Annotated in this window: 16 protein-coding genes; 13 read left to right on the forward strand and 3 right to left on the reverse strand. The window is 68.7% G+C overall.

Going from position 1 to position 19192, the window contains the following annotated elements:
• Positions 1-6: 6 nt before the first annotated feature.
• The gene (locus tag ACQW02_RS08630) at positions 7-1371 is read right to left on the reverse strand and encodes a right-handed parallel beta-helix repeat-containing protein (protein ID WP_431284861.1); all 1365 of its coding nucleotides are present in this window, start codon (positions 1369-1371) and stop codon (positions 7-9) included.
• A 67-nt stretch (positions 1372-1438) separates the two neighbouring features.
• Here ACQW02_RS08630 and ACQW02_RS08635 point away from each other — a divergent pair, with 67 nt between their 5' ends.
• Both ACQW02_RS08635 and ACQW02_RS08640 read left to right on the forward strand, forming a co-directional pair.
• Positions 1439-2221, forward strand: a complete 783-nt coding sequence (locus tag ACQW02_RS08635) for a class I SAM-dependent methyltransferase (protein ID WP_431284862.1) — start codon at positions 1439-1441, stop codon at positions 2219-2221.
• Positions 2222-2234: 13 nt separating this feature from the next.
• Positions 2235-3188 carry a glycosyltransferase family 2 protein gene (locus ACQW02_RS08640; RefSeq protein ID WP_431284863.1) on the forward strand — a complete coding sequence of 318 codons (954 nt, stop codon included), beginning with the start codon at positions 2235-2237 and terminating at the stop codon, positions 3186-3188.
• A gap of 25 nt (positions 3189-3213) precedes the next feature.
• Here ACQW02_RS08640 and ACQW02_RS08645 read toward each other — a convergent pair whose 3' ends face one another.
• Together ACQW02_RS08645 and ACQW02_RS08650 are read right to left on the reverse strand one after the other, a co-directional pair.
• Entirely contained in the window at positions 3214-4233 is a 1020-nt protein-coding gene (locus ACQW02_RS08645) for a sterol desaturase family protein (RefSeq protein ID WP_431284864.1), read from the reverse strand.
• A gap of 280 nt (positions 4234-4513) precedes the next feature.
• Positions 4514-5341 carry an IclR family transcriptional regulator gene (locus ACQW02_RS08650; protein ID WP_431284865.1) on the reverse strand — a complete coding sequence of 276 codons (828 nt, stop codon included), beginning with the start codon at positions 5339-5341 and terminating at the stop codon, positions 4514-4516.
• Positions 5342-5493: 152 nt separating this feature from the next.
• Between ACQW02_RS08650 and ACQW02_RS08655 the strand changes: the two genes are divergently transcribed.
• The 11 genes from ACQW02_RS08655 to ACQW02_RS08705 are packed head-to-tail and all read left to right on the forward strand — an operon-like array spanning position 5494 to position 19190.
• Positions 5494-7563: a hydantoinase/oxoprolinase family protein gene (locus ACQW02_RS08655; RefSeq protein WP_431284866.1), complete on the forward strand. Its 2070-nt coding sequence runs from the start codon at positions 5494-5496 to the stop codon at positions 7561-7563.
• The gene (locus ACQW02_RS08660) at positions 7560-9194 is read left to right on the forward strand and encodes a hydantoinase B/oxoprolinase family protein (protein ID WP_431284867.1); all 1635 of its coding nucleotides are present in this window, start codon (positions 7560-7562) and stop codon (positions 9192-9194) included. The genes ACQW02_RS08655 and ACQW02_RS08660 overlap by 4 nt, the downstream gene beginning before the upstream one ends.
• A 37-nt stretch (positions 9195-9231) precedes the next feature.
• The gene (locus ACQW02_RS08665) at positions 9232-10761 is read left to right on the forward strand and encodes an ABC transporter substrate-binding protein (protein ID WP_431284868.1); all 1530 of its coding nucleotides are present in this window, start codon (positions 9232-9234) and stop codon (positions 10759-10761) included.
• 4 nt (positions 10762-10765) lie between these two features.
• On the forward strand, positions 10766-11719 hold the full coding sequence (locus ACQW02_RS08670) for an ABC transporter permease (RefSeq protein ID WP_431284869.1): 954 nt from the start codon (positions 10766-10768) through the stop codon (positions 11717-11719).
• Complete coding sequence (locus ACQW02_RS08675; protein WP_431284870.1) at positions 11716-13578, forward strand: dipeptide/oligopeptide/nickel ABC transporter permease/ATP-binding protein; 1863 nt, start codon at positions 11716-11718, stop codon at positions 13576-13578. The genes ACQW02_RS08670 and ACQW02_RS08675 overlap by 4 nt, the downstream gene beginning before the upstream one ends.
• Complete coding sequence (locus ACQW02_RS08680) at positions 13575-14555, forward strand: ABC transporter ATP-binding protein (RefSeq protein ID WP_431284871.1); 981 nt, start codon at positions 13575-13577, stop codon at positions 14553-14555. The genes ACQW02_RS08675 and ACQW02_RS08680 overlap by 4 nt, the downstream gene beginning before the upstream one ends.
• A gap of 13 nt (positions 14556-14568) precedes the next feature.
• Complete coding sequence (locus tag ACQW02_RS08685) at positions 14569-15264, forward strand: SDR family NAD(P)-dependent oxidoreductase (RefSeq protein WP_431284872.1); 696 nt, start codon at positions 14569-14571, stop codon at positions 15262-15264.
• Positions 15261-15536: a (2Fe-2S)-binding protein gene (locus tag ACQW02_RS08690; protein WP_431284873.1), complete on the forward strand. Its 276-nt coding sequence runs from the start codon at positions 15261-15263 to the stop codon at positions 15534-15536. Before ACQW02_RS08685 ends, ACQW02_RS08690 begins: the two co-directional genes overlap by 4 nt.
• On the forward strand, positions 15533-16906 hold the full coding sequence (locus tag ACQW02_RS08695; RefSeq protein WP_431284874.1) for an FAD-dependent oxidoreductase: 1374 nt from the start codon (positions 15533-15535) through the stop codon (positions 16904-16906). Before ACQW02_RS08690 ends, ACQW02_RS08695 begins: the two co-directional genes overlap by 4 nt.
• Positions 16903-18021 (forward strand): NAD(P)/FAD-dependent oxidoreductase, encoded by a 1119-nt coding sequence (locus tag ACQW02_RS08700; RefSeq protein WP_431284875.1) that lies wholly within the window; start codon positions 16903-16905, stop codon positions 18019-18021. Before ACQW02_RS08695 ends, ACQW02_RS08700 begins: the two co-directional genes overlap by 4 nt.
• The gene (locus ACQW02_RS08705) at positions 18018-19190 is read left to right on the forward strand and encodes a mandelate racemase/muconate lactonizing enzyme family protein (RefSeq protein WP_431284876.1); all 1173 of its coding nucleotides are present in this window, start codon (positions 18018-18020) and stop codon (positions 19188-19190) included. The genes ACQW02_RS08700 and ACQW02_RS08705 overlap by 4 nt, the downstream gene beginning before the upstream one ends.
• The last annotated feature ends 2 nt before the right edge of the window (positions 19191-19192 follow it).

The raw sequence follows: 19192 nt of genomic DNA on the forward strand, positions 1-19192 counted from the left end.
CGGGGGTCAGGCGTCCGGCAGCAGCGCGCCGATCGGCAGCGCGGTGAGGGCGGCGCCCAGCAGGTCGCGCGTCGGCGGCATGTCGGCCAGGGCCAGGCCGCTGCGGGTCGCGGCCAGGCGCGGGCGCAGGCCGGTGGCTTCGGGCGGCGCCAGCGCGAGGCGCTGGGGGTCGACGAAGCGCGGGTCGGCCGACAGGTCGGGACGGCCGGGCTTGGCCGCGTTCCAGGCGGCCAAGTTGGCCAGCCTGGTGGCGTTCCAGACGAAGGTCGTGCCGCCGCCGGCATGGTGGAACATGTTGCCGGCCATTTCCCTGGTGCGGGAGGATGCGAAGGGATCGACATAGACGCTGGCGATGTTGCGGCGAAGGGTCACCACCAGGTTGTTGCGCAGCACATTGTCGTAGGTGTGGTTCACATTCTTGGTGAAGTCGGAGGCCAGCACCAGGTCGGCCTTGTAGGCATGCTGGCCGCCGCTGTCGCGCATGTTGTCGAACAGGGTGTTGTTGTCGACGCGGCATTCGGCCGCGTCGAACAGCACGATCCCGGCGCCGTCATTGCCGAAGCAGATGTTGAAATAGACCTGGTTGCGATCGCACCATTGGTCGAGCTGGATGCCGTTGCCGTCCTGCCCGGTGGTTTCCTTCTGCCCCCAGACGATGTTGTAGCGGATAATGTTGTCGCTGCCGGAGGCCTGCGCGGCATCCTTGGAATAGGTGTGGATGCCGGAGGTGCCGGACAGGCCGTGGCCATTGTCCCAGACGATGTTGCCCTCGACGATGTAGCGGTTGCCGTTGATCTCCATGCCATGCATCGCGTTGCGCGCGACGCGGTTGCCGGCGATCAGCGTCTCCTGCCCCAGGGGGGCGTTCACGACATCGACGGCGATGCCATGGGTCTGGGTGTCCTGCAGCGTGTTGTCGATCAGCCGGTGCCCGCCGCCGGCGCCATCGCCGATCCAGATGCCCAGGCCGCAATTCTGGATGGTGCAGCCGGCGACGGTGATGAAGGACGAGGCCCGGCGGATGATCACGCCGGAATGGCGCGTGCGCTCGATGAACAGCGAGTCCAGGCGCACATGCTGGGCACCGTCGAAGACGATGGATTCGCGGATGATGGCGCCGGGCAGGGCACGCACCACGATCGGCTGCGCCGCCGTGCCGCGGGCGGTGATCACGGTGGGCAGGGAATAGGTGCCGGCGCGCAGAACAACCTCGTCACCCGGGCGCAGCGTGGCCCAGGGCACGGTGGCGAGCGAGGCGTAGCGCCCGCCGGTTCCGACATCGATCACGGCGGCTTGCGCATGACGGGCCAGGGTGAGTGCCGGCAGTGCCAGGGCCATGACTTGCAGGCCACGCCGGGAAATCTTCATCATGTCCATGCCTCAGTTCACCGCACGATCCCGTTGTGGGGGCGTGGCTTGGGGGGTAGGTATCGGTTCCATGGCACATGATTCCGTCGAAAACCTGATCCATCCCGAATTGCCTGCCGGTGGCTACCCGCGCGGTGACCACCGTATGGACTACATCGTTAGGGTCAATGCTCTTTTGCATCCGGGAATGGTGGTGCTCGACTACGGCGCGGGGCGCGGGAAATGGGCGCAGGATCCGGTGCCGCTGCGCCGCTGGCTGGGTGATTTCCGCGGGCGCTGCGCGCGCGTGATCGGTGTCGACGTCGATCCCGCCATCGCCGAGAATCCGCAGTTGGACGAGAAGATCCTGATGACGGGGCATGGCGATCCGCTGCCCTTGGCGGATGGGTCGGTGGATCTGGTCTCGGCCTTTTCCGTGCTGGAACATGTCGAGGACGAGGAGTTCTGGGCGCGGGAGTTGGACCGGGTGTTGCGGCCGGGCGGTTGGCTCTGCGCCTGGACGCCGAACAAATGGGGCGCCATCGCGATCGGTGCCCGGATGATCCCGTCGCGGCTGCATGCGGCGGTGCTGCGCCGGCTGGAACCGCGGCGCGAGGAAGAGGACAGTTTCCCGCCCGTCTACCGGATGAACACCCCGGGCGCGCTGCGCCGGCTGTTCCCGACGGACCGGTATGAGCACTGCAACTACCTCTACAACGGCCGCCCCTTCTACCACCTGGACATGCTGCCGGTGGCGCGGGCCTGGCAGGCGATCGGCTGGCTGACGCCGACGCCGTTCAAGCCCTACATGATGGCCTTCGTGCGCAAGCGCGGCGGCACCACGCCGGAGGGGGCGTGGCCGATCGCGACATGAACGAGGCGCCGGGATGGACGTGACGCCCGACATCTCCGTCCTGATCCCGACCTTCAACCGGCGGGAGATCGCGCTGCGCTGTATCGCGGCCCTCGGCGCGCAGGATGTGGCGCCGGCGCGGATGGAGGTCATCATCGTCGATGACGGGTCCAGCGACGGCACGGCCGAGGCGATCCGGGCCGCCGCGCAGGGGATGGCCCTGCGCGTCACCTGCCTGGTGCAGGCCAATGCGGGTGCCAATGCCGCGCGCAACCGCGCCATCGACGCGGCAAGCGCGCCGCTGGTGCTGATCCTGAACGACGACAGCATCGCGACACCGGGGCTGGTCGCCGAACACCTGCGGATGCACGCGGCGCATCCGGCGGAAGCCGATGCCGTGCTGGGCGCGCTGGCGCTGCCGCAGGATCCGCCGCCCGGCTTGTTCGAGTGGCTGCACCATGACGCGGCGCTGGGCCTGCGCCCGGCCGGCGAGGACCTGGGCTGGGGGGCGTTCTTCACCTTCAACCTGTCGGCCAAGACCGCGCTGTTGCGGCGGCATGGCGGCTTCGACACCGGGCTGCGCTGGCATGAGGATGTCGAGCTTGGCCGGCGGCTGAGCGTGGAGGGCCTGCGGGTGCTGCATGCGCCGGCCGCCGTCGTGACCCACCTGCATCCGATGAACGAGGCCGGCTGGCTTGGCATCGCGGAGCGCGAAGGCACCGCCCTGGCGGCCTGGCTGGTGCGCCAGCCGGCGCTGCGGGAGGAGCTGGTCGCACTCGGGCTGCACAGCCGCAGGCTGGGCACGCGCGCGACGCGGCATGCGGTGGCCGATGCGATGCTGAACCCGCTGACGGAACCGGTCGCGCTATGGCTGGCACGGCGGCTGGCGCCCCGGCTGCCCGGGCCGGCCGGGGCGATGTATCGCAAGCTGTTCCAGGCACGGAAGCGGCGCGCGATCGATGCGGCCTTGCCGGCCGGGTTCGGCTGAACGGGCAGGGGGTTCGCCCCCGGCGTCAATCGGACCCGCTGGCTTCCTTCCGGCGGTCGAAGCGCGGCAGCAGCCGCCACAAGCCGCCGAGCCATTCGACCAGGTCGTGCCAGACCTCGGCATGTGGGCGGCCGGTGTTGCTGGCGGCGTCGGAGACGCCCAGGCGGTGCACGCCGCTGGCCAGGCGCGGGTCGGCGAAGGTGCCGAAGAGCCGGTCCCAGATGACCGGAATGCCCAGGTTGCGGCCATGCAGTTCGGCGTCATGGGCATGGTGGATCCAGTGCCCCGCGGGCGGGATCAGGATCCAGCGGCCAAACCAGCCCCAATGCCAGCCGATGTTGGAATGGATCAGGTGCAGATAGGCCAGCAAGGCGAAGCCGATGAGGGTCACGGCCAGGGCCGGCACGTCGAAGAGGGCGAAGGGCCAGACCTTGAAGAAGGCCTCGATCGCCGGGGCCACGGGATGGTTCCGCCAGAGGGTGAGGGAGGTCATCTCGGTCGCCGAATGGTGAATCCGGTGCAGCGGCCAGAAGGTGCGGGTGTGGAAGAAGCGGTGTGACCAGTAGTCGGCGAAGGTGAACAGCACGAAGGCCAGCGCGATATCGACCGGCACGCTGCCGGTGCGGATACGCAGGCCCTGGGCCGTGAAATCCGCGACCAACTGGGCCGTCAGGGCGCTGACCAGGACCATGCCGCCCAGGGTGCAGGCCGCGACGAGAAACTTCCACAGGCCCATCAGGTGCAGCGCGAAGATCAGCAGGTCATAGCCCGCCGAGGTGGAGCGCCCCGGCAGCAGCCGCGCGAAGGAGGAACGGTGCCAGCCGCACAGGGCGGTTTCCAGCAGCATCACCGGCAGGACCGCCAGGCAGAGCAGCATCGCCTTGTTCAACGCCAGGACGAAGGCGGCCTCTCCACTAAGGCCGAAGGGCAGTTCGCCGAGCAGGCCGTCCATCGCGCTGGCGCCGGCGGCGCGCCAATCCGGCAGCAGGGTGAACCCCAGCAGCAGGACCGACCCCGTTGCGGAAAGCAGAAATGCTGCCGCCAACCACAACCCGGGGGCGTGATCCGTGCCGGATGTCTCCCGCGTCAATGAGATTGGAAGGGTCTCCTGCAAGGCGTGAGATTGCCGAGAATAAGAAAAAAAGACTAGGTGATGCTGAAGGTGGAAAATCCACGAACACAAAATGCCGCACAGCGCGAGCTGCGGCGGCATCATGACACGTTGGAGTTGCTGCCGGAAAGAAAGATTTCTGAAATGATTGCATCGGATCGGGCGGGCCGGCCGTGCTGGCTGTGGCCTTGGGTTGCAAGGCCCGCCGGCGGCGTCAGCGCCCGCCGTTCGGCGCCATGGCGGCGCCGGCGCGGCGCAGCGACGGATCGAAGGGATTGAGCGCGCGGCCGATCGCCAGGGCTTCGCGTTTCAGCATCTCGGCGATGATCTCTCGCCGTTCGGGCGTCAGCCGGTCGGTCGTGGTGCCGATGCTCAGCGCCGCCACGGCCCGCCCGTCGCCGTCCAGGATGGGGGCCCCCAGGCCGGCCATGCCGGGGATCAGGCCGCTCGCCCCGCCGCAAAAGCCTTCGCGCCGGATCTGGGCGAGTTCCGCCCGCAGGGAGGCCTCGTCCGGGCCGCCAAAATCATGCATGCGCGGCAGGTTGTGGCGGATGATTTCATCCTGTTCGAGCGGCGGCAGGAAGGCCAGGATCGCGGTCGAGCCCTGGCCGATGCCGAGCGGCACGCGGCCGCCGATATCGCCGGTGAAGGAGCGGATCGGCAGCGGCCCGGCGCTGCGTTCGATGCAGACCGCGTCGTAACTGTTGTGCACCAGCAGGAAGAGCGTCTCGCCGAGGGAGGCGGTCAGGCGCAGCAAGGTGGGGCGGGCCAGGTCGCGCAAGCCCGCGACCCCGCCCGCCCTGGCCGCCAGCAGGAACAGGCCGAGGCCGAGGGTGTAGCGCTTGCTGCGCGGATCGAAGGCGACGGCGCCTTCGGCCGCCAAGGCGCGCAACAACCGGTGCGCGGTGGGGCGCGGCAGGCCGGCCTGGGCGGCGATGTCGGTCAGGCGGATGCCGGCGGGTTCGGTGTTGCCGAGCAGGCGGAGCAGGGTGAAGACGCGGGCGACGCCGCTGATCGTGGAATCCTGCAGTATTTCCGTCATGGCGAATTAAAGGCCTCCACTGAACAGGTTTATTCCATCAGTCGAAAAAAATTCACAAAAACTACCGCTGATGGAAATAGGTGCTTGCGGCGGCGAAGAATGCAAGCGGATAGTCCGCATCGAGGTTATGCAACGCGAAGAGGATTTTTCGGATGGCCCGGTGGCGTGTCGGTGTTGATTCGGGCGGAACCTTCACGGACGTCTGCCTGTTCGACGAAGACGATGGCCGGGTCGAGGTGTGGAAGGTCTCCTCCACGCCGGACGATCCGTCCCGCGGGATCGCCCAGGGCATCGAGGAAGGCATGCGCCGCGTGGCGCCCGAGGCGGCGCAGCCGGGCGCGCCGGTGTCCTATTTCGGCCATGGCACCACGGTCGCGACCAATGCGCTGATCCAGCATCGCGGCGTGCGCACCGGGCTGATCACCACCGACGGGTTCCGCGACCTGCTGGAGATCGGTCGCCAGAAGCGGCCGGATCTTTACGACATGCAGGCGGACAAGCCGCCGACCCTGGTGCCGCGCGACCTGCGCCACCAGGTGCCGGAACGTGTGCGCCACGACGGGCGCATCGACCTGGCGCTGGACGAGGACCGCATGCGGGAGGCCGCGCGCGCGTTGAAGGACGCAGGGGTGAAGGCGGTCGCCGTGTCCTTCCTCTACGGCTTCATCCGGCCGGAACATGAAAAGCGCGCGGTCGCGATCCTGCGTGAGGAGATGCCCGACGCCTTCATCAGCGCCGGCCACGAGATCGCGCCCGAGTTCCGCGAATTCGAACGCCTGTCGACCGTGGTGCTGAACGCCTACCTCGGCCCGGTGATGCGCAATTACATCGAGCGGCTGACGCCGCGGTTGATCGCGCTCGGCATGACGGCGACGCCGCATCTGACGCAGTCCAACGGCGGGGTCATCGGGTTCGAGGCCGCGGCGAACATGCCGGTGCGCGCGGTGCTGTCCGGGCCGTCGACCGGCGTTGTCGGCGCGCAGGTGATCGGCGCGCTGGCGGGTTTTCCCGACCTGATCACGTTTGATATGGGCGGCACCTCGACCGACGTGGCGCTGCTGAATGGCGGGGCCTGCAAGCTGACGTCGGAGGCCACCGTGCATGGCTATCCGATCAAGGCGCCGATGCTGGATATCCACACCGTTGGCGCGGGCGGCGGCTCCATCGCCTATGTCGATGGGGGTGGCTTGCTGAAGGTTGGCCCGCGAAGCTGCGGCGCGCATCCGGGGCCGGTCTGCTACGATTTGGGCAGCACCGAACCCGCGACGACCGATGCCAATGTCGTGCTGCATACGCTGAACCCGGAATATCTGCTGGGTGGCCGCATGAAGGTCGATCACGACCTGGCGAAGCAATCCATCGCGAATCTGGCCGACAGGCTTGGCCTGGGCGTGATGGAAACCGCGCAGGGCATCATATCGGTCGTGACCGCCAATATGGCGCGGGCGATCCGGGTGATCTCGGTCCAGCGCGGCTATGACCCGCGCGATTATACGCTGATGGCCTTTGGTGGCGCGGGGCCGCTGCATGCGGCGCGGCTGGCGATGGAACTCGACATGAAGCGCGTGCTGGTGCCGCGCAACCCGGGCATTCTCTGCGCCATGGGGTTGCTGCTGACCGACCTGCGCGCGGACTTCGCCGCCACAAAACTGTTGCCGGCGACGGCGGCTTCGGTGGGTGAGGTCGCGGCCGCCTTCGACGGGCTGGTGGCGCGGGCCGAGGCATGGTTCGTGGACGAGGAGATCGTCCCCGGCGACAGCAACCTGACCCGCACGGCGGATATGCGCTACGCTGGCCAGAACTACGAATTGGCGGTGCCGCTGCCGGATGGGCCGGTGACGGCCGAGACCATCGTGGCGCTGGCGGCCGGTTTCGCCGACTCCCACAAGCAGCGCTACGGCTTCGTCGCCGAGGATGAGCCGGTGCAACTGGTGACCCTGCGGCTGGAAGCCACGGGCCGGGTGCGCAAGGCCGAGTTGAAATCCTACCCCGATGCCGGGCCGGATTGCGCCGGCGCGATCATCGGCGAACGCGAGGTCTGGTTCCCCGAGGCCGGGGCTTTCGTCCGCACGCCGATCTACAGCCGCGACGTGCTGCTGCCGGGCAATCGCTTCACCGGGCCGGCCATCGTCGAGCAGATGGACACCACCACCGTCGTCCTGCCGGGCATGCATGCCCGGGTGGATTCCTACCTGAACCTGATCCTTGAGGTGGCGGCATGACCGACGCGCCGGTGCTGGACCCGATCACTGTCGAAGTGATCGGCGCCGCCTTGTCCTCGATCGTCGAGGAGACGGGGGAGGCGCTGATCCGCGCCTCCTATTCCACCAACATCAAGGAGCGGCGCGACTGTTCCACCGCGCTGTTCGACATCGCGGGCAATACGTTGTGCCAGGCGGAACATATCCCGATCCACCTCGGCAGCTTCATCGGCATCGTGCCGCATATCCTGAAGCTGCACAGCATGGACGACATGCAGCCGGGCGACGTGTTTGTCGGCAATGACGCCTATGCCGGTGGTGGCACGCATTTGCCGGATATCGTGCTGGCGGAACCGATCTTTGTCGATGGACGCATCGTCGCCTGGACGGTGAACCTGGCGCATCATTCGGATTTCGCGGACCGGGGTCACCAGCACATCTACCAGGAGGGGCTGCGGATTCCGCCGGTGCGGCTGTATCGGGCCGGCACGTTGCAGAAGGACGTGCTGGACCTGATCCTGCTGAACTGCCAGGTGCCGCGCGAACGCCTGTCGGACCTGCGCGCGCAGATGGCGGCGAACCGCGTGGGCGTGCAGCGTTTCCAGGCGCTGTGCGGCAAGTATGGCACCGCGACCGTGCTCGCCGCCGGCGCGGCGCTGCTGGATTATGCCGAGCGCAAGATGCGCGCGGGCATCGCCGCGATGCCGGACGGCACCTGGGTTTTTGAAGACGTCTTCGAAAGCACCGAGGTGACACGCCAATTGCCGCTGAAGGTGTCGATCACCGTGGCGGGCGACAAGATGTCGCTGCATTTCGACAGTCCGGAGCAACTGCGCGCCGGGTTGAACATGACCTACACGGCGTTGCTCGCCACCGCCTATTACGTCGTGAAATCGGTGGTGGACCCGACGATCCTGCCGAATGCCGGCCTGGCGCGGCCGCTGACCATCACCGCACCCGAGGGCACGGTGCTGAACTGCAAGCATCCGGCCGCGGTGAACGGCCGGGTGCAGACCTGCCAGCGGGTCGCCGACCTGATCCTGGGCGCGCTGGCCCAGGCCGTGCCGGTGCGGGTGACGGCTTGTTCCAACTCCGTTTGCACCGTGGCGACCTTCATCGGTCAGCGGCGCGAGGATGGGGCGATCTGGGTCTACCTCGAAACCATGGGCGGCGGCGGCGGTGCCCGGTCGAGCAAGGACGGGCTGGATGGCGTGCATGTGCATGTCACCAATACCTCCAACCTGCCGGTCGAGGCGCTGGAGACGGAGTATCCGATCACCCTGGTGCGCTACGAGATGGTCGAGGAATCCGGCGGTGTCGGAACGTTCCGTGGCGGCATGGGTCTGCGCCGCGTGTATCGCGCCGATGAGGATTGCCGGGTGCGGGTCGATGTCTCGCGCCTGTCCTCGCGGTCCTGGGGCCTGCTGGGTGGCGGGCCGGGTGGTCATGGCGCCGTGGAATGCGGGCCGGGCGTGGTCTTCGACCGTGACAATGCGGAACTGAAGGCGGGACAGTGGTTTGCCATCGTCAGCCCGGGCGCCGGGGGCTACGGTCCACCCGAGCAGCGCCAGGCTGAGGCCGTGGCGCGCGACCTGGCCGAGGGTGTCATCGGTGCCGCGACGGCGCGTGAGGTCTACCACCAACCCGCATAGCCCGCCGTCACGCCTGGGAATGAGAAGGAGCCATCACATGCGTATGTCAGCCTCACGCCGCGCCGTCCTGGCCGGGTCCGCCGCTTCCGCGATGCTGCCCTTCCTGGGCATGCCGCGCGCAAGGGCCGCGACGCCGGGGGTCCTGACCTTCGGCCTGTCGAGCTTCCCGCCCTCGATCCAGCCTTGGCAGAACACTGGCACGGCTGCCGCGACGATCAAGCTGATGATCTATCGCGGGCTGACCTCCTATGGGCCCGATGGCGCGCTGCGCGGCGAGTTGGCTGAATCCTGGCAGGCGATCGGCACGCAGGGCTGGGAGTTCAAGCTGCGCGACGCGCGCTTCCAGAATGGCGAGAAGGTGACCTCGGCCGATGTGAAATGGACCATCGAGCAGATCGCCGCCGAACGCTCCACCGCCTATTTCCGTGCCGAGATGCAGGGCGTCGAGCGGGTCGAGACGCCGGATGACCGCACGGTGCGGATCATGATGAAGCGGCCGGTCGCGACCTTGCCGGTCTGGATGGCGTCCTATCATCTGCCGATCATTTCGCGGAATTCCCCGCGCGGGACCTTCGTCGGCGCCGGGCCGTTCATGATCAAGGCGCAGGAACGCGGCGTCGCCATCGAGTTGGAGCCCTTCCGTGGCTTCTTCCGCACGGGGCTGCCGAAACTGCGCAGCATCCGCGCCGTGGCCTATGCCGATGAGAACCTGCGCGTGACCGCGCTGCGGTCGGGCGATGTCGATCTGATCGAATACGTGCCCTGGCAGTCGATGGATGCGATCGTCGCCGATCCGGCGCTGAAGCTAGACACGGTGGACGGCGCCTTCATGTTCCTGGTGTTCAACGGCAGCCGCGCGCCGTTCAACGACCACCGCGTGCGCCGTGCCGTGGCGCATGCGATCAAGCGTGACGAATTGGTCCGCGCCGCCTTCTTCGGCCGTGGCTCGCCGCTGATGCAATTGCCGGTGCCGGAATCCAGCCCCTTCTACAACGCCGAGTTCAAGGACGGCTGGCGCTACGACCCCGACCTGTCCAAGCGCCTGCTGGCGGAGGCGGGGCATCCGAATGGTGTGTCCTGTTCGCTGCTGTCCACCGCGCAATACGGCATGCACAAGGACACCGCCGAGGTGGTGCAGCAGCATCTGGCCGCGGTCGGCATCCGTGCCGAATTGAACCTGCCCGACTGGGCGACCCGCGTCGCCATCGGCAATCGCGGCCAATACGACATCGCGGTGATGGGCACCGCGGCGGATAGCAACGATCCCGATGGCATCGCGAACTTCGTCGATGGCTCGCTGTCGCCATCCTATGTCCGCAGCTACGGGCTGAAGATCGATCGCATCACCGAATTGCTCGACGCCGGTCGCGCCGAATTCGACGAGACCAAGCGACGCGCCATCTATCGGGAGATGGAAGGCATCGCCATCGACCAGGCGCCGATGGTCGGGCTGACCTGGCGCAGCCAGGGCTATGCGATGCGGCGCCAGGTGACCGGCTTCCGCAACATGCCGGGGGCGCTGACCTTCTATTCGGGCCTGACCTTCGAAACCACGGACGTCGCCTGACCGCATGCTGACCTTCGCCGCCCGACGGGTGCTGGTGTCGCTTGGCCTGGTATGGCTGGTGGCATCGCTGGTCTTCCTGATGATCCATCTGATCCCAGGCGACCCGGCGGAGTTGCTGCTGTCCCAGGGCGGGATCGCGCCCGATCCGGCGTCGGTGCAGGAGTTGCGTGAGCGGCTGGGTTTGAACGAGCCGCTGTTCAGCCAGTACATCACCTATATGTCGGGTCTGCTGCGGGGCGATTTCGGCGTCTCGCTGCAGGATGAACACCCGATCGCCGAGGAGATCGCGCTGCGGCTGCCGCGCACGCTGGAACTGGTGGGCGCGGCCGGGGTGATCTCGCTCGTGTTCGGCATCCCCTTTGGCGTGATGGCGGCGCTCAGGGCGGGTAGCCCGCTGGATCGGGCGCTGTCCACCATCGCCGGGCTGGCGCTGTCGATCCCCGTCTTCGTCGTCGGCACCGTGGCCTTGCTGGTGCTGGCGCAGGAACTGAAATGGGTTTCGGCGGGCGGCTACGTGCCTTTTGCGCGGGATCCGGGACGGCATATCTCGTTGTTGCTGATGCCGGCCTGCACCATCGCGGTCGGCCTGGGCGCCGTGGTGTTTCGGGTGATGCGCAGTTCGGTGCTGGAGGTATTGGAACGCGAGCATGTGCGCGCGGCCCAGGCCCGCGGCGTGTCGCCCGCCGTCATCATCCGTCGCCACGTGGTGCGCAATGCGATGACGCCGGTGGTGACTGTGGTCGGGTTGCATCTTGGCTCGCTGCTCGGCGGCACGGTGCTGGTGGAATATGTCTTCAACTGGCCAGGGCTGTCCGGCTACCTCGTCCGATCGGTCGAGGCGCGTGACTATCCGGAGGTGATGGGCATCGTGCTGGTGGTCTCGGTGCTGTTCGTGTTGCTGAATTTCTGCGTGGACCTGCTCTATGCGGTGATCGACCCGCGGGTGCGGCACGGATGACGCGGCGTTTTTCCCTGAAGTCGCTGGCCTGGCCCGGCGCCGTGGCCGCGGTGATCCTGGTCCTTGCCCTGGCGGCGCCGTGGCTGCCGCTGCCCGACCCGGTGCGGCAGGACATCGCGAACCGCCTGTCGCCGCCGTCGATGGCCCATTGGCTGGGCCAGGACGAATATGGCCGCGACGTGCTGACCCGCCTGTTGTGGGGCGCGCGCGTGTCGCTGTCGGTCGCCTTCGCGGCGGCGGCCTTGGCCGCGATCGGGGGCACGCTGCTGGGCATCCTGGGCGGGTATTTCCGCGGCTTGGTCGAATTGATGACGGTGCGCGTCGCGGAGGTCGTGCTGTGCTTCCCGCCGCTGCTGCTGGCGCTGCTGGTGGTGACCTTGCTGGGGCCGGGTGCGACGACCTTGGTCTTTACCCTGGCGATCCTGTTCGCGCCTGGTTTCGCGCGGGTCGCCTATGGCGAGACCTTGTCGGCGCGGGCGCTGGATTTTGTCACCGCCCAGGTCGCGCTGGGGGCGCGCACGCGGCGCATCCTGCTGCGCACCTTGCTGCCGAATATCGCGGCGCCGCTGATCGTGCAGTTCTCGCTGACCGTCGCGGCCGGGATGGTGCTGGAAAGCGGGCTGTCCTTCCTGGGGCTTGGCGTGGTGCCGCCGTCGCCATCCTGGGGGCTGATGATCCGCGGCGCGCGGGCGACGATGGAACAGGCGCCGATGCTGCTGTTCTGGCCGTGCCTTGCGCTGACCGGCACCGTGGTCGTGCTGAACCTGCTGTGCGACCGGTTGCGCGACGTGCTGGACCCGCGCGGCGCGGCGCAGGGGCGGCCGGGGTTCCTGCGCCGGCTCGTGGGTTTTCCGCCGTCGCGCGATGTCGTGCCGTCCAGCACGCCGGGGCTGCTGACGGTCGAGGGGCTGACGCTTGAGGTCAAGGGCCCGCACGGCCCCGTGCAGGTGGTGCGCGATGTCGGCTTCAGCGTGGCGCCCGGGCAGACCCTGGCGATCGTGGGCGAAAGCGGATCGGGCAAGACGTTGTCGGCGCTGACCGTCATGGGGTTGTTGCCCGCCGCGGTGCGGCCGGTGGCGGGGCGCATCCTGTTCACCGGGCAGGATGGGCAGGTGCGCGACCTGCTGCGCCTGACCGAGCAAGACATGCGCGGCTTGCGCGGGCGCGACCTGGCCATGGTGTTCCAGGACCCGTCCAGCAGCCTGAACCCCATGCTGCGCATCGGCCAGCAGGTGGGGGAAAGCCTGCGCGCGCATGGCATCACCGAGGGTGTGGACGAGCGCATCGTGGCGCTGCTGCGCCGCGTTGGGCTGCCTGATCCGGAGCGCCAGGCGCAGGCCTATCCGCACGAGATTTCCGGCGGCCAGCGGCAGCGCGTGATGATCGCCGCCGCCGTCGCCAACCACCCGCGCCTGTTGCTGGCGGATGAGCCGACCACCGCGCTGGATGTCACGGTCCAGGCGCAGATCCTGTCGCTGCTGACCGCGTTGCGCCGGTCCGAAGGTGCGATGGGCATGGTCTTCGTCACGCATAATCTTGCGGTGGTCTCGGAAATCGCCGACCGCATTGTCGTGATGTACGCCGGCGAAGTCGTCGAGGAAGGCCCCGTCGATGACGTTTTTGCCGCGCCGCGCCATCCCTATACCGCCGCCCTGATCGGCAGCATGCCGGAAGGCGAGGCCGAGCGGCTGACCGCCATTCCGGGCGCCGTGCCGCAGGCCTGGGCGATGCCGGCGGGGTGCCGGTTCGCGCCGCGCTGTTCCTTCGCCATCGACGCCTGCCGCGCCGCGCCGCCGGCCTTGGAGGAAGTCGTGCCCGGTCGCGCGACCCGCTGTATCCGCTGGAGGGAATTGGCATGACTGCGCCCCCTCTCGTGCAGGGCGAGGCCCTGACGCGCGCCTTTCCGCGTCGTGGCGGCTTGTTCGGCGGTGGCGCGCCCGTGGTGGCGCTGCGTGGTGTCGATATCACCATCGCGCGCGGCGAGGCGGTGGGCGTGGTCGGCGAAAGCGGTTGCGGCAAGAGCACGCTGGGCCGGGTGTTGCTGCATTTGTTGCCACCGACGTCGGGCCGCGTGTTGTTCGAAGGCGAGGACCTGGCGGAGCAGCCCGGGGACAAACTTCGCGCGCTGCGGCGGCGGATGCAGATGGTGTTCCAGGACCCCTACGGCAGCCTGGATCCGCGCCGCACGGTGGGGGCGCAGATCGCCGATGGCATCCTGATCCATGGCCTCGCGCAAGGTGCGGAGGCGGAGGAACAGGTCGCGGCGCTGCTGCGCCAGGTGGGGCTGGACCCCGAGCATGCGCAGCGCCTGCCGCATGAATTCTCGGGTGGGCAGCGGCAACGTATCGCGGTGGCGCGGGCGCTGGCGACGCGGCCGGATTTCATCGTGGCGGATGAGCCGGTGTCGGCGCTCGATGTCTCGATCCAGGCGCAGGTGGTGAATTTGCTGGCCGACCTGCGGGCGCAGTTGGGGCTGGCGCTGCTGTTCATCAGCCATGATCTGCATGTGGTGCGGCATCTCTGCGACCGGGTGGTGGTGATGTACCTGGGGCGGGTGATGGAGGAAGGCCCGGCTGAGGCGTTTTTCCGCGCGCCGATGCATCCCTATTCGCGCGCGCTGCTGGCGGCGACGCCGTCGTTGCGCCATCGCGGCCCGGTGGTGGAACCGATCGCGGGGGAGGTGCCGAGCATCGCCTCGCCGCCATCCGGCTGCGTGTTCCGCACGCGTTGCCCGATGGCGCAGCCGGCCTGTGCGGAGGCCGTGCCGCCGCTGGAACCACTGCCCGGCATGGCGGGGCGCATGATCGCCTGCCGGCGCGCCGCGGAACTCGTGTAGAGGAGACGTCCTGATGCTGGACCCGAAGGGTCGCGTGGTGATGGTGTCGGGCGGGACGCGCGGCATCGGTCGCGCCGTGGTGGAACGTCTGCTGGCGGCGGGCTGTATTGTCAGTGCCGGGGTGCGGGATGCGCAGCGCCTGCCGGCGCATCCATCGCTGTTTCCGGTTGCTTATGACGCGGCGCTGCCGGGTGCGGGCAAGGCGTGGGTCGCGGCGACCGTGGCGGCGCATGGGCGGATCGATGCGCTGGTGAATGGCGCCGGCATCAACCCGCGCGGCACGCTGCTTGGCGAGGATGAGAGCGCCTTTGACGCCATGTGGGCGGTCAATAGCAAGGCGCCGATGCGCGTCATCCGCGCGGCCTGGCCGCATCTGGTCGCGTCGGGGCAGGGGCGGGTGGTGAACATCGCATCCCTGTCGGGCAAGCGCGTGCGCAATGAGAACCTTGCCTACGCCATGAGCAAGTTCGCCGTGATGGCGCTGACCCAGGAAGTGCGCCGCCTTGGCTGGGACCATGGCATCCGCGCCACCACCGTCTGCCCCGGCTTCGTCGATACCGACATGACCGCCCATGTGCAGCATGTCCCGCGCGAAAAGATGTCGCGGCCCGAGGATCTGGCCGCGTTGATCGAAGTCGTGCTGCACCTGCCCAATACCGCCAGCGTCGCGGAACTGCTGGTGAACTGGCGGCACGAGGACACGCTGTGAAACTCGCCCGCCTGCGCGACCAGGCGCGCCCTGGCATCGCGCTGACCCTGGAGGGAATGCCGATCGCGGCGCAGCAGGGCGATACCTTGCTGACCGCGCTGCTGGCCGGCGGGGCCGGGTATCTGCGCGACAGCGAATTCGGCGACGGGCCGCGCGCTGGTTTCTGCCTGATGGGTGCCTGCCAGGATTGCTGGGTCGAGGTCGAGGGCATGGGGCGCATCCGCGCCTGCACGACCCTGGCGGAAGCGGGCATGCGGGTGCGACGCGGATGAAGGTCGCGGTTGTCGGCGCGGGCCCGGCCGGTGTGCGCGCGGTCGAGGCGCTGGTCGCGGCGGGCATCCGCCCGGTCTGGATTGACGAGGCGCCCGATGGCGGGGGGCGCATCTACCAGCGCCCGCCGCCGGGGCTGGGGCGCGATCCGCGCGTGCTCTATGGGTTCGAGGCGAAGCGGGCGACGGCGCTGCACGGCGCGCTGGATGCGCTGAAGTCGCAAACCGACTGGCGGCCGGAAACGCTGGTCTGGCACATCCGCCCGGGTGCGCGGGACCTGCGGGTGTTGCATCGCGGGCGGCAGGATACGGTTGGCTATGATGCGGCCATCCTCTGCACGGGGGCGATGGATCGGGTGATCCCGGTGCCGGGCTGGACGCAGCCGGGGGTGACGACCCTGGGGGCGGCGCAGATCGCGCTGAAGACCCAGGGCTGCGGCATCGGGCAGCGCGTCGTGCTGATGGGCACCGGACCGTTGTTGTGGCTGATCGCCTATCAATACGCGCGCGCCGGGGCGACGGTGGCGGCGGTGCTGGATACCACGCCCTTCGCGACCAAGATGCGCGCGGCGCCGGGGTTGCTGCGCGGCGGGGCGACCTTTGCCAAGGGGCTGTATTACACCGCCTGGCTGCGGCTGCATGGCGTGCCGATCGCCGAGGGCGCAACACCCATCGCGATCAAGGATGGCGCCAGCGGCGTCGTCTGGCGCGATGCGGCGAGGCGCGAGCACACCACCGACTGCGACGCGGTCGGCATGGGCTGGGGGCTGAAGCCGGAGGCGCAATTGGCCGATCTCGCCGCCGTGCCGTTCCACTACGACGCATTGCAGCGCAACTGGGTGCCGCAGCGCGACGGGGCGGGGCGGACGGGCGTGCCGGGCATCTACCTGGCCGGCGATGGTGCCGGGATCGGTGGGGCCGAGGTCGCGGAGATCGCCGGCAGGCGCGCGGCCCTGGCGCTGCTGGCCGATGCCGGCCTGCCCGCCGATGCGGCCGAGGCCGCGCGGCTGGACGGGTTGCTGGCCCGGCAGGCGCGCTTTCGCGCGGCGCTGGAGCGGGCGTTTCCCTTTCCCGCTGCCCTGGCCGCCGGCATCGCCGACGACACCATCCTGTGCCGCTGCGAGGGGCTGCGCGCCGGGGAATTGCGCGCCGCCGCGCGGGCCGAGGCGGCGACCGGCCCCGCGCCGGAGGTCAACCGCGCCAAGGCGTTTTCCCGCGTGGGCATGGGCCGCTGCCAGGGCCGGGTCTGCGGTGCGGCGGCGGCGGAGGTGCTGGCCGCCGAACTCGGCTGCGACATCGCGCAGATCGGGCGGCTGCGCGGACAGCCGCCGGTCAAGCCCATCCCGATCCCATCCCTGGGGGATGCCGCATGATCACCGAATGCGATGTGCTGGTGCAGGGTGGCGGCGGGGCGGGGTGTTCGGCGGCGCTGCACCTGGCGCAGCGTGGCGTGCGGGTGGTGCTGCTGGAACGGGGGCTGGTGGGGGGCCAGGCCTCGGGCGTGAATTACGGCGGGGTGCGGCAGCAGGGGCGCAACCCCGCGGAACTGCCGATCGCGCGGCGGTCGCGGGAGATCTGGGGAAGGTTGCCGCAACTGCTCGGGACCGACGCGGAATTCTCTGTGACCGGCCACCTGAAGCTCGCGCGCAGCGATGCGGAGGAGGCGGAGTTGATCGCCTACCTCGACGTCGCCAGGCAGTATGACCTGCCGCTGCGCATGGTCGGGCGCAATGCGATCCATCAGGATTATCCCTGGCTCGGGCCCAAGGTGGTCGCGGGGTCCTTCGCGCCGGAGGATGGGTCGGCCAATCCGCGGCTGCTGGCGCCGGCGCTGGCCAATGCGGCGCGCGCCGCGGGCGCCGACATTCGCGAACATGCGGAGGTCGTGGAACACGCCCATGACGGCGCGCGGTTTTTGCTGCGCACCAAATCCGGCGAGGAATTTTCCGCCCCCGTGCTGCTGAACATGGCGGGATTCTGGGGCGGGCGCGTGGCGGAGGTGTTTGGCGAGGCGGTGCCGATCGTGCCGCTGAGCCCGAACATGGTCGTCACCGAGCCGCTGCGCTACTTCGTCGAACCGAACCTTGGCGTCGTCGGCGGCAATGTCTATCTGCGCCAGATTCCGCGCGGCAACATCATCATCGGCGGCGGCCATGGCGAAGCGGATGCCGCGGTGCCCTGGTCGCGCCCGCTGCCGGAGGTGACGATGCTGGCATTGGAGCGCGCGGTGGAACTGGTGCCGGCGCTGGCCGGGGCACAGGTGATCCGGTCCTGGAGCGGGATCGACGGCCAGATGCCCGACCGCATTCCCGTCATCGGGCCGAGCCGCACCACGCCGGGCCTGTTCCACGCCTTTGGGTTTTCCGGCCATGGCTTCCAACTGGGGCCGGCGATCGGCGCCATCATGGCCGAGTTGGTGGTGGATGGCCGCACCGATATTCCGCTCGACCCGTTTCGGGTGGATCGCTTTGGGACGACGACCGCATGAAGATCACCCGCGCACAAATCTATCTGGCCGAGGTCGATGGCCGGAGGCCGCTGATCCTGCGGCTCTGGACCGATGAGGGCATCCAGGGTGTGGGCGAGGCGGCCCTGGCCTATGGCATCGGCGCCACCGGCGCGGTGGCGATCCTGGAGGAGATGCTGCGCAAGATCGTGCTGGGGCGCGACGCCTCGGCGATCGAACCGATCTGGAGCGATCTCTACGACCACACCTTCTGGGCCAAGGGCGGCGGCCCGGTCATCTTCGCCGCAATCAGTGCCATCGAGACGGCGCTGTGGGACATCAAGGGCCGTGCGCTTGGCGTGCCCGTCTATCAACTGTTGGGCGGGTCCTATCGGAAGGATGTGCGCTGCTACGCCAATGGCTGGTCCTTCCGCGCGGTGACGCCGGATGAGACCGCGAAGGCGGCGGAGATCCCGCTGAAGGCGGGCTACGACGCGATCAAGTTCTACCCGCTTGCCACGCCGATCCGCGACCATCCGAACGGCGTCTTCGCCCATGTGTCGCGCCGCGAATTCGACCGTGATTTCGAGGATTTGGCCGTGGCGCGCGTGCGGGCCGTGCGCGATGCGGTGGGGCCGAAAGTCGACATCATGGTGGATATGAGTGCGGAACTCACCACCGACGCGATCCTGCGGCTGGGCCGTCGGTTGCAGGAATTCGACCTGATGTTCCTGGAGGAACCGGTCGACCCCTTCGATCCGGATGCCATGAAGATGGTCGCCGATGGGTTGCAGGTGCCGATCGCGGCGGGCGAACGGCTCTACACGCGCTATGGGTTTCGCCGCCTGTTCGAATTGCGGGCCTGCGCCATCGTGCAGCCCGATATCGGCACGGTCGGCGGCATCATGGAAACCAAGAAGATCGCGGCCATCGCCGAGATGTACAACATGCGTGTGCAGCCGCACCTCTGCGCCGGGCCGGTGGCGACGGCGGCGGCGTTGCAGCTGGATGCCTGCATTCCGAATTTCCTCATCCAGGAACTCTATCCCTTCCGCATCCCGGATCATTTCAACCTGGTCGATGCGCCGCTGGAACCGCAGGTGCGCAACGGGCGGCTGGCGATCCCGGATCGGCCGGGGCTGGGCGTGGATCTGGTGGAAAAGCGGATCGCGCCGTTTTTGCAGCACGAGCTGACACTTCAAGGAAACTGAAT

It is taken from the genome of Humitalea sp. 24SJ18S-53, assembly GCF_050632385.1.
Classification (GTDB): domain Bacteria; phylum Pseudomonadota; class Alphaproteobacteria; order Acetobacterales; family Acetobacteraceae; genus Humitalea.

Bases quoted from the DNA above. Each gene is read 5' to 3' on its own strand.
- ACQW02_RS08630 (WP_431284861.1), bottom strand. From the start codon at position 1,371: ATGATGAAGATTTCCCGGCGTGGCCTGCAAGTCATGGCCCTGGCACTG.
- ACQW02_RS08635 (WP_431284862.1), top strand. From the start codon at position 1,439: ATGGCACATGATTCCGTCGAAAACCTGATCCATCCCGAATTGCCTGCC.
- ACQW02_RS08640 (WP_431284863.1), top strand. From the start codon at position 2,235: ATGGACGTGACGCCCGACATCTCCGTCCTGATCCCGACCTTCAACCGG.
- ACQW02_RS08650 (WP_431284865.1), bottom strand. From the start codon at position 5,341: ATGACGGAAATACTGCAGGATTCCACGATCAGCGGCGTCGCCCGCGTC.
- ACQW02_RS08655 (WP_431284866.1), top strand. From the start codon at position 5,494: ATGGCCCGGTGGCGTGTCGGTGTTGATTCGGGCGGAACCTTCACGGAC.
- ACQW02_RS08660 (WP_431284867.1), top strand. From the start codon at position 7,560: ATGACCGACGCGCCGGTGCTGGACCCGATCACTGTCGAAGTGATCGGC.
- ACQW02_RS08665 (WP_431284868.1), top strand. From the start codon at position 9,232: ATGCGTATGTCAGCCTCACGCCGCGCCGTCCTGGCCGGGTCCGCCGCT.
- ACQW02_RS08670 (WP_431284869.1), top strand. From the start codon at position 10,766: ATGCTGACCTTCGCCGCCCGACGGGTGCTGGTGTCGCTTGGCCTGGTA.
- ACQW02_RS08675 (WP_431284870.1), top strand. From the start codon at position 11,716: ATGACGCGGCGTTTTTCCCTGAAGTCGCTGGCCTGGCCCGGCGCCGTG.
- ACQW02_RS08680 (WP_431284871.1), top strand. From the start codon at position 13,575: ATGACTGCGCCCCCTCTCGTGCAGGGCGAGGCCCTGACGCGCGCCTTT.
- ACQW02_RS08685 (WP_431284872.1), top strand. From the start codon at position 14,569: ATGCTGGACCCGAAGGGTCGCGTGGTGATGGTGTCGGGCGGGACGCGC.
- ACQW02_RS08695 (WP_431284874.1), top strand. From the start codon at position 15,533: ATGAAGGTCGCGGTTGTCGGCGCGGGCCCGGCCGGTGTGCGCGCGGTC.
- ACQW02_RS08700 (WP_431284875.1), top strand. From the start codon at position 16,903: ATGATCACCGAATGCGATGTGCTGGTGCAGGGTGGCGGCGGGGCGGGG.
- ACQW02_RS08705 (WP_431284876.1), top strand. From the start codon at position 18,018: ATGAAGATCACCCGCGCACAAATCTATCTGGCCGAGGTCGATGGCCGG.